Origin of the sequence: Vibrio sp. V08_P9A1T1, assembly GCF_963874405.1 — a bacterium.
Taxonomy (GTDB): domain Bacteria; phylum Pseudomonadota; class Gammaproteobacteria; order Enterobacterales; family Vibrionaceae; genus Vibrio; species Vibrio anguillarum.
This window is the reverse complement of sequence record NZ_CAWNIB010000111.1, coordinates 1-16,789: the sequence shown is the minus strand read 5'-3', so window position 1 is coordinate 16,789 and position 16,789 is coordinate 1. Positions and strand designations below refer to the sequence as shown.

The window sequence follows — 16,789 nt, the reverse complement described above, 5'->3', positions numbered from 1 at the left end:
AATCTGGCTCCTTCCAATTATTGCGCTTGAACGCGAAGTTCGGCGGCACTGCGGCTTTGATGGCCGAGTAGGGTTTGCAGATCCGCCGCTTGGGGTTTGATGAGATAGAACTTTGGAATCCATTCATCAAAGTTCGCTAAGATCTGTTCAGCATGCACCGACCCCGTCTCTTCCAAATGCTCGGCAATTAAACCACGTAAATGTTCTTGGTGAATGTAGAGATCTTGCAATGAAATAGCCTCTACTGATTCACTATTGACTCGACCTTGGAAATCACCGTTTTCATCCATCACGTAAGCAAAGCCGCCCGTCATACCCGCGCCAAAGTTAACGCCTGTTGCGCCCAAAATGGCGACGATTCCGCCTGTCATGTATTCGCAAGCGTTATCACCAGCGCCTTCGATAACTGTGATAGTGCCAGAGTTGCGCACACCAAAACGCTCTCCCGCTTTGCCTGCCGCAAACAGCTTGCCGCCCGTTGCGCCATATAAACAGGTGTTGCCGATGATCGTAGCGTCGTTGCAGTTAAAAGCGGTACCAAGGTGGGGTTTGATGACCAGCTTTCCGCCAGCCATCCCTTTACCAACATAGTCATTAGCATCACCAGTAAGGTAAAGCTCAACACCACCCGCGTTCCATACACCAAATGACTGACCTGCTGTGCCATCGAGATAAATTTTAATCGGCGAGGCGGCTACGCCTTGGTTACCATAACGTTTGGCGATTTCACCAGATAGGCGAGCACCGAGCGAGCGGTCAGTATTTTGTACGTTGTAATACAAGCTGATCGATTGTTGTGCTTCAACTGCCGCTAAAGCGTCATCGACAAATTGTTGGTTAAGTTGTCCTTTATCAAACGGTGTATTGGGTTGAGTCCAGTAAAGCGGATGACCCTGAGCGGATACTGGCGCTTCCAATAAACCGGATAAGTCCAATTTGCTTTGCTTGGCGGTCATCCCTTCAAGTACTTCTAGTAAATCGGTGCGGCCAATCAGATCGGTGAGCTTTTCAACGCCCAACTGCGCCAAGTAACCACGGACTTCGTCGGCAAGACCGATGAAATAGTTCATCACCATCTCAGGTAAGCCTTTGAAATACTCTTTCCGCAGCGTTTCATCTTGCGTTGCTACGCCCGTCGCACAGTTATTAAGGTGGCAAATCCGTAAGAATTTACAGCCCATCGCGACCATAGGAGCTGTGCCAAAACCGAAGCTTTCGGCACCTAAAATCGCGCCTTTAATCACGTCCAATCCTGTTTTTAGACCACCGTCAACTTGAAGTCGAATTTTGTGGCGCAGGCCGTTTGCGACTAACGCTTGTTGGGTTTCAGCAAGGCCGAGTTCCCAAGGGCTACCAGCGTATTTTACCGAGGTGAGCGGGCTAGCCGCTGTACCGCCGTCATAGCCAGAAATAGTGATAAGATCGGCGTAGGCTTTGGCAACGCCAGTGGCAATGGTGCCAACGCCCGGCTCTGAAACTAATTTGACCGAAACCAAAGCTTTTGGGTTAACTTGTTTGAGATCGAAAATCAGCTGGGCTAAATCTTCAATCGAATAAATATCGTGGTGCGGCGGTGGTGAAATTAAGGTCACGCCTTGCACTGAATAGCGCAATTTGGCAATTTCCGCGGTCACTTTATGGCCGGGAAGTTGGCCGCCTTCACCTGGCTTCGCTCCTTGCGCCACTTTAATTTGCAGTACGTCAGCATTGGTGAGGTAATGCGGAGTCACGCCAAAACGCCCTGATGCGACCTGCTTAATACGGGAGTTACGTTCAGTGCCAAAACGGCGTGGATCTTCTCCACCTTCACCAGAGTTGGAGTAGCCACCTAAGCGGTTCATTGCGGTCGCTAACGCTTCATGAGCTTCTGGGCTTAAGGCGCCAATCGACATCGCCGCAGAATCAAAACGTTTAAATAGCTCCGTACTGGGTTCAATTTTTTCCAATGGTAGCGGTGTCGCTGATTTTTTTAAGCGCAGTAAATCGCGTAGCATCGCGACGGGGCGTGCGTTGACCTGCTGGGCAAAGCTTTGGTAATCGGCGCTTTCACCTGATTTAACTGCGGCTTGTAAGGTACCAACCACATCTGGGTTATAGGCATGGTATTCACCACCATGCACGTATTTTAATAAGCCACCTTGTTCGAGCGTTTTACGTTTGGTCCACGCTTTGCGCGCTAAATTAAATAGATCTTGTTGGAAGTCTTCGAAGTTAGCACCTTGAATGCGCGTGGTGACGCCTTTAAAACACAACTGAACTACGTCGCTATGTAGGCCAACCGCTTCAAACAGCTGCGAGCAGCGATAAGAGGCAACGGTTGAAATGCCCATTTTCGACATGATTTTCAATAAACCTTTGTCGATACCGTAGCGGTAGTTTTGCATCACCTCGCGATAGCTTTTTTCCAACGTGCCATCATCAATCATTTTGCCGAGCGTTTCGTAGGCCAAGTAAGGGTAGACGGCGGTTGCGCCAAAGCCGATTAAGACTGCAAATTGATGAGGGTCACGTGCGGTGGCGGTTTCGATAATGATGTTTGCATCGCAGCGTAAATTGGCTTCGACTAAGCGAGTGTGTACTGCGCCCACGGCCATTGCCGCTGGGATCGGCAGTTTATCCTTATGCAAAGCGCGGTCAGATAGTACGATCAATACCGATCCTTGGCGTACAGCCTCCTCTGCTTGTTGGCAAAGTTCGAGCAAAGCTTGCTTGAGATCCTTATGCTGTGGATCGTAATTGATGTCTAAAATGGTATTGCGATAGTGTTTGTCGCTGAGCTCCAATAGCTGTTGCATGTCGGAATAGAGCAAGATAGGTGAATCAAAGGTAACACGATAAGCGTGACCATCGGTTTCACAGAACACGTTCATCTCTTGGCCGATGCTGGTGGCCAGTGACATCACGTGCTTTTCACGTAGTGGATCGATAGGCGGGTTCGTAACTTGGGCAAATTTTTGGCGGAAATAATCGGTAACCAAGCGCTCTTTCGAAGAGAGCACCGCCATCGGCGTATCATCACCCATTGATCCCACCGCTTCTTGGCCTACATCTCCCAGTACGCGCAGTACTTGATCAATCTCTTCGTTGCTCATTGCAAACTGTTTTTGATAGGTTTTTAGCTCGTCATTGTCAAAGCTGCGCTCGCCCACCAAGTCGTCACTGAGTTCAGAAAATGGCGTTAATCGGTGGACGTTATTTTTCATCCACTCGCCATAAGGGTGGCGGCTTTTGAGATCGTTATCAATTTCACTAGATTGCCACAATTTCCCATGACGGGTGTCGATCACCAGCAGTTCACCGGGCCCAACGCGGCCTTTTTCAGCCACTTCATCGGGCGCGTAATCCCAAATTCCGACTTCAGAGGCGAGGGTGATGAGTTTATCTTTGGTGATCACATAACGCGCAGGGCGAAGGCCATTGCGATCAAGGTTACAAGCAGCATAACGGCCATCCGATAACACAATGCCAGCTGGGCCATCCCATGGCTCCATGTGTTTTGAGTTAAAGTCGTAAAAGGCACGAAGGTCTGGGTCCATATCAGGGTGATTTTGCCACGCCGGCGGCACTAACATACGCATGGCACGGAAAATATCCATTCCCCCCGCTAAAAACAGATCGAGCATGTTGTCTAAGCTTGATGAATCGGAACCTGTTTCATTGACAAATGGCGCGGCGGTTTGCAGATCCGGTAGTAGGGGAGAGGCAAATTTGTAAGCCCGTGCTCGCGCCCATTGACGGTTCCCTTCGATAGTATTGATTTCACCATTGTGCGCTAAGTAGCGGAACGGCTGTGCCAGTGGCCAACGTGGCTGAGTATTGGTTGAAAAGCGCTGGTGGAACAAGCAAATGGCTGATTCCATCCGTAGATCAGCTAGGTCAAGATAAAAGCGCGGTAGGTCTGCAGGCATGCACAAGCCTTTGTAAACAATGACTTGAGTCGATAGTGAGCAAATATAGAAATCACGATCTTCGGTGATCTGTTTTTCAATGCGACGGCGAGCAATGTAAAGGCGTCGTTCAATGTCTCGTTCACGCCAACCCGCTGGAGCACTAATAAAGACTTGTTGAATATCAGGCACGGATTCGGCAGCAATAGGGCCAAGTACAGCTTGGTTCGTTGGTACGGTTCGCCAGCCTGTCACTGTGAGTGTTTCTTGCGCCAGTTCTTTGTTGATAATATCGCGCGCTGATTGCGCTTTGACCGGATCTTGGCTGAAGAAAATCATACCAATCGCATACTGTTTGGCGAGCTTCCAGCCTTTTTCTTCAGCGATGAGTCGTAGGTAACTATCTGGTTTTTGTAGTAATAGACCACAGCCATCACCGGTTTTACCATCGGCTGCGATGCCGCCACGGTGGGTCATGCGATCTAATGCTGAAATCGCGGTTCTGACTAATTTATGGCTGGTTTGGCCTTCCATGTGGGCGATCAAACCAAATCCACAGTTGTCTTTCTCTAAACTTGGATCATATAGAGCCATTGCAATTCTCCCTTTGCTTCTCTGTCATCCAGACAGTAAATGACTAACTATTCTATTTTTGTTGTTTTAAGTGGGTAATTATGCGTTCATTCTCAATTTAAATTTTAACAAAAATGATTATTTTAATTTTCACTGACTTCACAACCTATAGCTTATGGTGCAAAAGGTCAAGTTGTTGGTGAAAAATCATGTTGCAATGGGATTTACCACCTAATCATCTAGATTAATATAATATATTCAATGAGATAGAATTTTTGTTGTTACAGTTTGTTAACGTGGGTAATCTCATGGAATAAGAATTAGCCATAAAAAAGGCCAGCATCAAATGCTGGCCAAAAAGTAGAACGTTGGAAGGAATCATCGCTGCTTAGCGCTCTGGATCACCTTGAACCAGCGAAAAGAGCGCGAGGCACTAGGCTGAAAGCATCAATGAGTCGGCTTTCGCTTCTAAGTTGGTGTTGCCCATCAAGTAAGCGTCGATCTCGCGTGCGCACTCGCGCCCTTCATTGATACAACGTACGACTAACGATTGTCCTGTGCGCATATCACCGGCAGCGAAAACACCTTTTTGGTTGGTCGCAAAACCTTGTGTTGCCACATTGCCACGCTCATCTAACTTGATATCAAGCTGAGCAAGTACACCATGTGGTTCTGGATGTAAAAAGCCCATGGCAAGGAAAGCCATATCACACGCAATAATACGTTCACTGCCCGCGACTTCATCAAAGTTCGGGCGCTCACCCGGTTTTGCATCTTGCCAAACGATATCAGCAACACGTAGCCCTGTGACTTGACCTTGCTCGTTGCCGAGGAACTCTTTGGTTAGAATATTCCAATGACGTTCGCAGCCCTCTTCGTGGGAGGTTGAGGTGCGCAAAATCATTGGATATTGCGGCCAAGGCATATTGGCTGGGCGTTTATTGGCTGGGATCGGCATGATTTCAACTTGCGTGATGCTTGCGGCGCCGTGTCGGTTTGAGGTTCCGACACAGTCAGAACCAGTATCCCCACCACCAATTACCACCACATGTTTGCCCTTAGCGTGGATCTCATCAGTTTTAAGATCCATGTTATTCGCACGGCGGTTATTTTGTGCCAGAAACTCCATCGCAAAATGAACCCCTTTTAACTCGCGCCCCGGAATCGGCAGGTTACGAGGCACGGTAGAGCCACCTGTAAGCAAGATGACATCAAACTCTTGGCGCAGTTGCTGTGCGTTGATATCAACACCGATATGTGCATTTACTTCAAACTTGACGCCCGCTTCTGCCATCAAATTGATTTTGCGATCAATAACGTCCATACCCAGTTTGAAATCCGGAATGCCAAAACGCAGCAGGCCGCCGACTTTTTCATCACGTTCAAACACAGTAACTGAGTGACCCGCGCTGTTCAGCTGCTCAGCTGCGGCCAAACCCGCCGGGCCAGAGCCAATGATAGCGATGGTTTTTCCAGTACGAGAACGCGGCTTTTTCGCTTTGGCATAGCCTTCGCGATAAGCCGTTTCCACGATGGTTTTTTCGATATTACAGATGGTAATGGGATCTTGGTTGATCCCGAGTACGCACGAACTTTCACAAGGAGCAGGGCACACGCGGCCTGTAAACTCAGGGAAGTTATTAGTTGAGCTTAAGATCTTCCAAGCTTCTTCCCAACTATCACGATAAACGGCATCGTTAAATTCAGGAATAATGTTACCGATAGGGCAACCGTTATGGCAAAACGGTACTCCGCAGTCCATGCAACGAGACGCTTGAGTATTAATTTTGCTACCAAACTCTTCGTTGAGGACAAACTCTTGGTTGTTTTGAATGCGAACCGTTGGATCGAGCTTTTTTGGCAGCTCGCGGCCATGTTCTAAAAATCCAGTAGGCTTACCCATTTATACGGCCTCCACTTCTTCCGTTTGTACTTGCGCAGCTGCAGCCTTGCGTTTTTGAAGAACCGCTTTGTAGTCACGCGGCATCACTTTTACCATTTGGGTAAGGTTTGCTTCAAAATTATCAAGGAATAACTGAGCCACTTCACTTCCTGTGAACTGAACATGCTTGTTGAGCATCTCACGTAGCAGATCGGTATCTTCTTGTTGCAGTGGGTCGAGATCAACCAATTCAGCGTTAAGCTTAGTTTCGAAGTCTCCATGTCGATTCCACACGTAGGCTACACCGCCACTCATACCAGCCGCAAAGTTACGTCCTGTCGAACCTAGGATCACTGCGACGCCACCTGTCATGTATTCACAGCCGTGATCGCCGATACCTTCTACGACCACTTTGGCTCCTGAGTTACGCACGCAGAAACGTTCTCCAGCAAGGCCGCGAATATAGGATTCACCAGAAGTTGCGCCATAGAAACAGACGTTACCCACCACGATATTATCTTGCGCAATGATGGTTGAGCGCGTGTCAGGGTAGAGCACTAACGTACCGCCAGATAAGCCTTTGCCCCAATAATCGTTGGCATCACCTTCCACTTCAAACGTCACCCCTTTAGCAAGGAATGCACCGAATGATTGGCCTGCGGAGCCGTTGAATTTAACTTTCATTGGCTGAGGTAGACCTTGGTCTTTGTATACCTTCGATATTTCGTTCGATAGCATAGTACCCGTGCTACGGTCAGTGTTGACGATAGGGAAGACTGCGTTAACCGCTTCGCCTTTTTCAAGCGCGGGGTTGGCTATTTGAATTAGCTGACGATCTAGCACGTTTTCTAGATGATGATTTTGTTTGGTTTGGCAATAAACACCATCTTCTGCACGAGGCTCTTGAATGTACAACACTGGTGACAAATCGAGGTTTTTGTATTTCCAGTGGTTGATGTTGTCACGCACTTTCAGTTTATGCGATTGGCCAACCATTTCATCGATAGTACGGAAACCCATTTCAGCCATGATTTCACGTAAGCCTTGCGCCATGTATTGGAAGAAGGTGACGACATCGTCTACGCGGCCATCAAAGCGCTCACGCAAGGTTTTGTTTTGTGTCGCAATCCCTACTGGGCAGGTGTTTTTATGACACTTACGCATCATGATACACCCTTCAACCACTAGCGCAGCGGTGGCAATTCCCCACTCTTCCGCGCCTAACAATGTCGCCATTGCAAGGTCACGTGGTGTTTTCATCTGACCGTCACTTTGCACCACAATGCGATTACGCAGGCCATTTTTAAGCAAGGTTTGGTGCGTTTCAGCAAGGCCGAGCTCCCAAGGTAAGCCTGTGTGACGAATCGAAGACATCGGTGATGCACCCGTGCCGCCATCATAGCCAGCAATTAATACCACATCCGCTTTGGCTTTAGCCACACCGGAGGCGATAGTACCAACCCCGGCTTCGGAAACTAATTTCACGTTGACGCGGCCGGTACGGTTCGCGTTTTTCAAATCAAAGATCAGCTGCGCCAAATCTTCGATCGAATAGATATCGTGATGTGGTGGTGGTGAAATAAGACCGACTCCCGGAGTCGAGTGGCGTGTCGCGCCGATCCAATCATCGACTTTATCACCCGGCAGTTGCCCACCTTCACCTGGTTTCGCGCCTTGAGCCATTTTGATCTGTAGTTCATCGGCATTGGTGAGGTAGTAGGAGGTCACGCCAAAACGACCAGAAGCGACCTGTTTAATTGCAGAGCGTTCCCAATCGCCATTTTCTTTGCGTTCAAAGCGTGCTGGATCTTCACCGCCTTCACCCGAGTTGGATTTCGCGCCAATACGGTTCATCGCCACGGCTAACGTTGAGTGCGCTTCGTAGGAGATTGAACCAAACGACATGGCACCGGTTGCGAAGCGTTTTAAAATACGTTCAATCGGTTCCACTTCCTCAATGGGAATCGAACCGGCTGGATTTTTAACAAAATCAAGCTGGCTACGCAGCGTTGCAGCGTTGTCGCCTTGGTCATCTACCGCTTTCGCGTATTGCTTGAACTGTACATAATCTTTGTTGCGTGTTGATTGTTGCAGCAACGAAATCGTCTCTGGGTTAAACAGGTGTTTTTCGCCACGCTGTTTCCACTGATAAACGCCGCCCACATCCAACACTTGCACTGGAACTTCGCGAGTCGGGTAGCCCACGCGATGGCGAACTAACACCTCTTTTGCGATGTCATCAATAGTCAAACCTTGGATGCGCGATACAGTGCCAGTGAAGTACTTATCTACCACTGATTTGCTGATGCCCAAGGCTTCAAAAATTTGCGCACCGTGGTAAGACTGTAGCGTGGAAATGCCCATTTTGGAGAAGATCTTCAGCAGCCCGCCGTTGATGCCTTTGCGGTAATTGTCAAACAGATCTTTCGCTGCAATGGTCGGGTCGAGTTTTTTGACTCGTTGTAAATCGATAATGGTTTCAATGACTAAATACGGGTTAACCGCATTTGCGCCATAGCCAATCAATGTCGCAAAGTGGTGTGTTTCACGCGCGTCGCCGGTTTCTACCACTATGTCACATTTAGCTCGTAAGCCTTTGCGGATCAGGTGGTGATGAACTGCACCGACAGCGAGCATTGCAGGGATCGCCGCATGGTTTGAGTTTACCGCGCGGTCAGTCAATAAAATAATCGAGTAACCATCGATAACCGCATCTTCTGCATATTGGCAAATGCGTTTCAGCGCGCGTTCCAATTTGCCTTGATCTTCACTGGCTTGAAATACGATATCTAAGGTTTTCGCTTGCAGATGTTCGTTATCAATAGCGCGCAGTTTCTCAAGCTCAGAGTTGGAAAGAACCGGAGATTCCAATTCGACTTTTAAGCAGTGCAGGGGGGTCTCTGTCAGTAAGTTTTGATCTTTACCGAGGTAAGTATTGAGCGACATCACCATTCTTTCACGGATCGGGTCGATCGGTGGGTTGGTGACCTGAGCAAACAGTTGCTTAAAGTAGTTGGAGAGATGCTGTGATTGATGCGAAAGCACTGCCAGAGGCCAGTCTGCCCCCATGGCCGAAAGCGGTTCATAACCGGTTTTTGCCAAAGGAAGAATGATTTCATTCACCTCTTCTGAGCTGACGCCAAACGATTGTTGGCGGGACATTAGACGCTCAGGAGCAGGTTGGCTGTACTGGTTGCTCGCTTCAGGCAGTTTTTTCAAGCTGAGGAGGTTCTCTTCAACCCATTTGGCGTAGGGCTGCGCATTCGCAATGCTGTCTTTCACTTCCTCATCAGAAATGATGCGTCCTTGCTCTAAATCAGCGACAAAGATACGTCCGGGCTGTAAACGGCCACGGTATTCCACGTTCTCTGGTGCAATTTCAACCACGCCAGATTCAGAAGCCATGATCAGAAAATCATCTTTAGTCACGGTATAACGTGATGGGCGCAGGCCGTTACGGTCCAGTGTTGCGCCAACTTGTACACCATCGGTAAAACATACTGATGCTGGGCCATCCCACGGTTCCATGACGTTAGCATGGTATTGGTAAAATGCGCGGCGGGTTGGATCCATATTTTTATTTTCTTGCCACGCTTCAGGGATCATCATCATCAGGGCGTGTGGCAGGCTGCGGCCAGACAGAACCAATAACTCTAATGCCATATCGAAGTTGGCGGAATCTGAACTGCCTTCTTGGCAAATTGGCAGCAGCATGTCGATTTCAGCTTGTGTAAACAAATCTGATTCGAGGATCGCTTCGCGCGCTTTCATCCAGTTTAAATTGCCGCGAACTGTGTTGATTTCGCCGTTGTGCGCAATGTAACGGAAAGGCTGAGCTAAGCGCCATTTAGGGAATGTATTGGTCGAAAAACGAGAATGCACCAGTGCCAGCGCGGTCACCATGGTCGGATTTTGTAGATCAAGGAAGTACTGTGGTACTTGTTCTGTGGTGAGCTGACCTTTATACACCAAGGTTTTGTAAGACATAGAGTTGATGTAAAAATCATCACCAATGTTGGACACACTTTCTAAGCAGACTCGAACGGTGTAATTACGCAGAACGTACAATTTACGCTCTAATTCTGCGGGGGTGGTACTTGGGCCACCGGAGATGAAAACGTGCTCAAATTGAGGCTCAGTGCTAAGTGGGTCTGCGCCAATCATGGAGTTATCGGTTGGCAAAACGCGATAACCCAGTACTTCTAAATCGAGTCTCTTGGCGTTGCGTTCTAAAATATCACGACACTGGGCGCGTTTGTGCTCATCTCTTGGAAACAGCACCACGCCGACGCCGTACTTTTCAAACGAAGGCAGTTTTAAGCCAAGTTTAACGGTCTCTTCAAGTAAAAACTCATGGGGTTTTTGTAATAAGATACCTGCGCCATCACCAGAACATGGGTCACAGCCTTGGCCACCACGGTGTTCCATACGAGCAAGCATGTCTAAAGCTTGAGTCACAACTTGGTGAGACTTACGGTTTTTCAGGTGGGCAACAAAACCGATACCACAAGCGTCATGCTCCAATTCAGGAGTATATAGACCTCGTGAATCCTGCTCTCTATCTACCATAGATACATCCTTCCAGTTCAATTTAGACGCACGTGTGCTAAGGCATACTTAGCGATGCGACTTGTCCTTTAATTGTTATCAATCTAAACCTGCCTGTGTTGGCGGGTTCGAATCCTTTCCGTCTCTCGCCGGAAAAATATGGCGAGAAAAACATTCCTTAGTGATATTCAATTTATTTATGCCACTTGCTAGTGGTTTGTATAGGAGGGGTGCGAATATCACCGATTTTTCCACAACTATTTATGTAAGGAATATCACAAAAAATAGGGCGGATGTGTAAGTATCCTACAATTTTGTTTATAGGAATTCCAACGAAAACTCATTTTAGTCGCCCATTTTTTCGTTAAAAATGCATGTACCGTTTAACATTGGTGCAACATTAAGCAAATAACGCTGTTTTTATGAATGTTTATTGATTTTTGTTAGGTTGGAGAGTGTTTGATACGGCTACTCTTTGTGAATTTATTTTGCAGGGATGTAATTTAGTTACATAAATCTAACTGAGATTCATTACTATCTATAAGCGGTATTTCTTCAATGCAATTACATCAACTGGTTAACACGATCGGCCAAGATCTGCAGCGCCGTTATGGCGAAAAAGTTCACAAGCTGACCCTGCATGGTGGTTTTAGCTGTCCGAATCGAGATGGCACGATTGGGCGAGGTGGTTGCACCTTCTGTAATGTCGCTTCTTTTGCTGATGAAGAAACACAAGCCCAAAGTATTGAGCAGCAATTGACAGAACGCGCTGGTGAAATCAAACGTGCCAAAAAATATCTCGCGTATTTTCAAGCTTATACCAGTACCTATGCAGAAGTGCAGGTGTTGAAAAATATGTATCAGCAAGCGCTTCAATCGGCTGACATTGTTGGGTTATGCGTTGGCACTCGGCCTGATTGTGTACCCGATGCTGTGCTCGATTTATTGGCCGATTATGTGCGACAAGGTTTTGAAATTTGGCTCGAACTGGGTTTGCAAACCGCCAATAATCAAACGCTCAAACGGATCAACCGTGGTCATGATTTTGAATGTTATGCGTTGATCGCTGAGCGCGCTCGAGCCTTGGGGATCAAAGTATGCACGCATCTCATTGTGGGGCTACCTAAAGAAACTCGTACCGATAATCTTCAAACCTTAAAGCAAGTCTTAGCGGTAGGCACTGATGGTATCAAGTTACATGGGTTGCATATTGTTGAAGGCAGTACGATGGCCAAAGCGTGGCGAGCAGGAAAATTACAAGCGCCAACGTTAGAAGAGTATGTTTCCATTGCGAGTGAATTGATTCAAATGACGCCGCCTGAGATCATTTATCACCGAGTCTCGTCAGCCGCCCGGCGGCCGACCCTGCTTGCGCCACTGTGGTGTGAAAATCGTTGGCTTGCGATGACCGAAATAGGTCGAGCACTTAATCAAGGTGGCGCACAAGGCTCACGCTTAAGTCGACCGTTTGTCTATACGCTTCCAAACAGCTAAAGATTCAAGCAATTTCGCAAATCCTTGTGATTAACTTGGCTGACGAATCGACGTTAAACGCGTTAGACTAGTGGCACTGTTATTACATGGAAGTGTTTAATGAAACCCATGAAAAACCTTGCCCAGTACTATGTCGACCTATTGGTCAAACTGGGCATTCTCCGTTTCTCCATTCTTCTTGCGCTCGCTTTAGTGGCCTTGGCAGTGGTGGTGCAAGTTGGTATCACGCTGGTGCTCAATGGTTATGTTGATGATATCGACATCGTTCGTTCCGTCTTTTTTGGTTTATTGATCACGCCTTGGGCGGTCTATTTCCTTTCTGTGGTGGTCGATCAGTTAGAAGAGTCACGTCAACGTCTCTCGAAGTTGGTTTCTAAGCTCAAAGACATGCGCTCACGCGATCAAGAGCTCAATTATAAGCTTCAGCAAAATATCGAAAAACTCAACCAAGAAATTGAAGAGCGAATTAAGGCAGAGGAAGCGCGTGAAGAGGCGATGGCCGATTTAGAAAACGAGGTCTATCAACGCGAAAAAACGCAGCTTGAATTGGCAGAAAGAACCGCCTTATTGCGCTCTTTTATCGATGCCTCTCCTGATCTGATTTACTACCGTAATGCGAACGGCGTTTTTTCTGGCTGCAACCGAGCGATGGAAGAGCTAACGGGTAAGCGTGAGCATCAGTTGGTTGGGTTAACTCCGTGGGATGTCTATAGCAAAGAAGTCGCGCAACAGATCGTTGAAACTGACGAAAAAGTGTTTGCTGACAATCAAGCCATCACTTATGAGCAGTGGCTTGAATACCCTGATGGCCGCAAAAACTATTTTGAACTGCGTAAAGTCCCTTTTTATAGCAAAGATGGCCGCCACTTAGGGTTGGTGGGCTTTGGGCGAGACATTACCGAACGTAAACGCAATCAAGAGTCTTTGGAAAAAGCGAGCCGGGATAAAACCACCTTTATTTCGACCATCAGCCACGAATTGCGCACACCACTCAACGGTATCGTTGGTTTGAGCCGCATGTTGCTCGATAGCCCCATGACCCCAGAACAGCGTAAGTACATGCAGACCATTAATGTCAGTGCCATTACGTTAGGTAATATTTTCAACGATATCATTGATATGGATAAGTTTGACCGCCGGAAACTAGAACTACTGCCAGCGCCGTTGAATTTTGAAGAATTTGTTGCTGAAATTGAAAGCATCTCGGCGTTGATGGCAGAGCAAAAAGGGCTTAGGTTTGATCTCGAACGGCTCAGTGATTTACCTGTTGCGATTGAAGTGGATGCTACGCGCCTGCGTCAGGTATTGTGGAACCTGATAAGCAATGCGATGAAATTTACCAAAGAAGGTGGCGTCGTCATGACGGTCTGCGCTGACATTGAGGATAAGTTTGCGCGCATTACCATGGAAGTTGAAGACACAGGCATTGGTATACCGGAAGCTGAACTCGATAAAATCTTCGCCATGTATTACCAAGTTAAATCGGGTAAGGACAATTTACACGCTGTTGGCACGGGGATTGGCTTAGCGGTATCTCGTCAGTTAATCAACTTGATGGATGGTGATATTTCTGTGAGCAGTGAAGAAGGTTTTGGTAGCACCTTCACCGTTTCAATTCGTGTGCCTTTGGCACAAGATGCCCAATTCAAACCAACGTTACCCGTTCCTCAAAAAAGTTTAGCCATTTTTATGGTTGAAGATATTGAGCTCAATATTACAGTTGCTCGTTCTTTGCTAGAAAGTTTAGGACACACGGTTACCGTCGCTATGACAGGTGAAGAAGCCAAACAAAAATTTGTGCCGCAAGAGTACGATCTGGTTTTCCTCGACATTCAACTGCCAGACATGACCGGGTTTGATGTCGCTGCGTTTTATCGACAAACTTATGATAACCTTCCGCCACTGGTTGCATTGACCGCCAACGTATTGAAAAATAAAGCTGAATATCTAGAGAAAGGGATGGATGACGCGATCAGTAAACCATTGTCAGTACTGGCGATTCAAGAGGTGATTGCAAAATTCACCCATAGTGAGGCGATTCAACTTGCCGACGCTAAGGTTAATGCCGCCTCAGAAGAACACAGTGAGTTGAACACGCATTTGCTCGATCTTGAAATGCTTGAGTCTTATATCGATATTGTTGGCCCGAAACCTGTGCTGGAAAGTATCCAAATGTTCGAGCAGATGATGCCCAGTTACGTTGAAGTGCTAGATTCCAATATGGTAGCAAAAGATCAAGCAGGCATTGTTTCAGAAGCACACAAAATCAAGGGTGCTGCGGGTTCAATTGGTTTGAAACACATCCAAAACGTTGCACAAAAGGCACAGTCGCCAGAGCTACCTGCTTGGTGGGAAAATATTGGTGACTGGATAGATGAAATTAAAAATGGGTATCAACACGATATTCAAGTCTTGAAACAATGGTTAACTCAAAGGTAATGGTATGAAAAAAATCGGGTTGGCTTCATTAGTCATGGCGCTACTATCTGGCTGTAGTTCACCGCAAGTGAATTGGCTGCAGGACAGCAGTGCCGTGATATCAAATATCACCATTGGGTTGAAAAGTAACCTTTGGATCAATCAAATGCCTACAGCTAATGAGAGCGAAATACCTCTTGTGCATGGGACATTAAGATTGGATTCGTCGGCAATATTACCTGCCAATTTAACGATTGATGCGTTGATGGTCCAGCAAAGGGATAAAAATTGGCTGGTGGGCAGTGAATCGTTAGATTTACGGACTCAAAGTGAAGATCAATGGGAAGTTGTGTTTGAATGGCCGATGCAGCTTAATGTGGATAAGCCCGTTAATGTAGCTTTGCAATTGAGCGATGGTACAACAGCGCAGTGGCTTATCGAAAAGAGCGTCTTCATCGACAAAGTCTATTAGATTTATAGAACGGCTCCACGCGCAGTAGTCAGCCATGAAAAAAGCCCTTTAACCTGAGGTTAAAGGGCTTCTAACTATCTGGGTAGACGTTTAGTCTTCTAGATCACCACAGAAGCGGTAGCCTTCGCCATGAATTGTGGCGATGATCTCTGGCGTACCTGAGACTGATTCAAAGTGTTTACGGATACGACGAATCGTCACATCTACGGTTCTGTCGTGTGGTTTCAATTCACGGCCAGTCATCTTTTTCAGCAAATCTGCGCGAGTTTGGATTTTTCCTGGGTTCTCACAGAAGTGCAGTAAAGCGCGGAATTCTGAGCGAGGAAGCTTGTAGCCTTCACCATCCGGATTCACTAAAGAACGGCTATTGATATCCAATACCCAACCGTTGAACTCATATTTTTCCACACTGCGTTTCTCTTCTTGAGTCGTATTGGTATTCATTGAACGACCTAGAAGATTACGAGCACGAATCGTCAGTTCACGTGGGTTAAATGGTTTGGTGATGTAGTCATCAGCCCCGATCTCTAAACCGAGGATTTTATCAACTTCATTATCACGACCAGTCAAAAACATCAGTGCAACATTAGCCTGTTCACGAAGCTCACGAGCTAACAGAAGGCCGTTTTTACCTGGTAAATTGATGTCCATAATGACCAAGTTAATGGGGTTATCAGACAGCACATGGTGCATCTCTTCACCGTTACTGGCCTCAAAAACAGCGTATCCCTCTGCTTCAAAAATACTCTTAAGAGTGTTACGAGTTACTTGCTCATCTTCAACGATAAGAATCTGCGGGGTTTGCATTGGCGGTACCTAAACTTGTGAAAAAATTGTGCTAATAGAATTAATTGTAGGCAAAAAATTGCAACATACAGGTAATCTGCTGCCGATAATAAACTAAAGTTTTGAAAAAAACACTTACTTCAGTTGCCCGCCGTCCTTAGGCATATCTTGCATTGAGGTCTCCATACCCTCTGTGTTCTACTAGTCTTTAAGGCGGATTCTATAATGTTAACAGCATGCTAACAACGGCAGAATGTTAATTCCAATCACTTTGTTGATTTACATCAAGAGTTCTAATGTAACAAATATTAATCGTCTTAAGCAGTTGTAAATTTACACCACATTACCCATGCAAATAGCATGCTTTTTGGGGATTTTCGCTGGGGATGGTAGCATTAGGCGCAATGGGCTTTACCTCACATGGAAATTTACCAGCAAAGAACTTGTTAACTCGATACTTGTCAAAAAATGGGAATTGCGTAAAAAATCAACGTTTACAGCGGGGGATATCGCACTATTATGGATGTCACCAATATGAATATTCAGTCTTTTAAATGCAGTTGGCCGCCAAGTTATGCTCATTCTCAGCGGGTTTTTCTTTGCATCGTTTGTATGAATAGGTGAGTAAAGTATCTGGCATTATGGTTCATTGAGTTGTGGTTTTACAGCGCGTCTAATGTGTCAGATGAAAATAATAAACAATAATCAAGGAAGAAGGATGATAGATAT

Annotated in this window: 7 protein-coding genes; 3 read left to right on the top strand and 4 right to left on the bottom strand. The window is 46.7% G+C overall.

The genetic code is table 11. The features are described from left to right. Nucleotides 1-17: 17 nt before the first annotated feature. The 3 genes from gltB (AACT21_RS05635) to gltB (AACT21_RS05625) form a co-directional block, all read right to left on the bottom strand. The gene (gene gltB / locus AACT21_RS05635) at nucleotides 18-4,481 is read right to left on the bottom strand and encodes a glutamate synthase large subunit (protein WP_088721275.1); all 4,464 of its coding nucleotides are present in this window, start codon (nucleotides 4,479-4,481) and stop codon (nucleotides 18-20) included. Nucleotides 4,482-4,893: 412 nt separating this feature from the next. Next, nucleotides 4,894-6,363 (bottom strand): glutamate synthase subunit beta, encoded by a 1,470-nt coding sequence (locus AACT21_RS05630; RefSeq protein WP_013856103.1) that lies wholly within the window; start codon nucleotides 6,361-6,363, stop codon nucleotides 4,894-4,896. Further along, entirely contained in the window at nucleotides 6,364-10,911 is a 4,548-nt protein-coding gene (gene gltB / locus AACT21_RS05625) for a glutamate synthase large subunit (RefSeq protein WP_094163207.1), read from the bottom strand. A 537-nt stretch (nucleotides 10,912-11,448) separates the two neighbouring features. On the opposite strand from gltB (AACT21_RS05625), the gene AACT21_RS05620 reads away from it, so the two are divergent. The 3 genes from AACT21_RS05620 (at nucleotide 11,449) to AACT21_RS05610 (ending at nucleotide 15,274) form a co-directional block, all read left to right on the top strand. Further along, the gene (locus AACT21_RS05620; protein WP_094163200.1) at nucleotides 11,449-12,384 is read left to right on the top strand and encodes a TIGR01212 family radical SAM protein; all 936 of its coding nucleotides are present in this window, start codon (nucleotides 11,449-11,451) and stop codon (nucleotides 12,382-12,384) included. Between the two features lie 99 nt (nucleotides 12,385-12,483). Next, nucleotides 12,484-14,823 (top strand): aerobic respiration two-component sensor histidine kinase ArcB, encoded by a 2,340-nt coding sequence (arcB, locus tag AACT21_RS05615; protein ID WP_094149631.1) that lies wholly within the window; start codon nucleotides 12,484-12,486, stop codon nucleotides 14,821-14,823. A gap of 4 nt (nucleotides 14,824-14,827) precedes the next feature. Continuing rightward, nucleotides 14,828-15,274, top strand: a complete 447-nt coding sequence (locus tag AACT21_RS05610) for a hypothetical protein (protein WP_013856107.1) — start codon at nucleotides 14,828-14,830, stop codon at nucleotides 15,272-15,274. Nucleotides 15,275-15,364: 90 nt separating this feature from the next. Here AACT21_RS05610 and arcA read toward each other — a convergent pair whose 3' ends face one another. Continuing rightward, nucleotides 15,365-16,081, bottom strand: coding sequence for a two-component system response regulator ArcA (gene arcA, locus AACT21_RS05605; protein ID WP_013856108.1), 717 nt, complete (start codon nucleotides 16,079-16,081; stop codon nucleotides 15,365-15,367). Between the last annotated feature and the right edge of the window lie 708 nt (nucleotides 16,082-16,789).

Excerpts from the sequence above, each read along its gene's own strand:
- gltB (WP_088721275.1), bottom strand. The coding sequence starts at position 4,481 with ATGGCTCTATATGATCCAAGTTTAGAGAAAGACAACTGTGGATTTGGT.
- AACT21_RS05610 (WP_013856107.1), top strand. The coding sequence starts at position 14,828 with ATGAAAAAAATCGGGTTGGCTTCATTAGTCATGGCGCTACTATCTGGC.
- arcA (WP_013856108.1), bottom strand. The coding sequence starts at position 16,081 with ATGCAAACCCCGCAGATTCTTATCGTTGAAGATGAGCAAGTAACTCGT.
- AACT21_RS05620 (WP_094163200.1), top strand. The coding sequence starts at position 11,449 with ATGCAATTACATCAACTGGTTAACACGATCGGCCAAGATCTGCAGCGC.
- gltB (WP_094163207.1), bottom strand. The coding sequence starts at position 10,911 with ATGGTAGATAGAGAGCAGGATTCACGAGGTCTATATACTCCTGAATTG.
- AACT21_RS05630 (WP_013856103.1), bottom strand. The coding sequence starts at position 6,363 with ATGGGTAAGCCTACTGGATTTTTAGAACATGGCCGCGAGCTGCCAAAA.
- arcB (WP_094149631.1), top strand. The coding sequence starts at position 12,484 with ATGAAACCCATGAAAAACCTTGCCCAGTACTATGTCGACCTATTGGTC.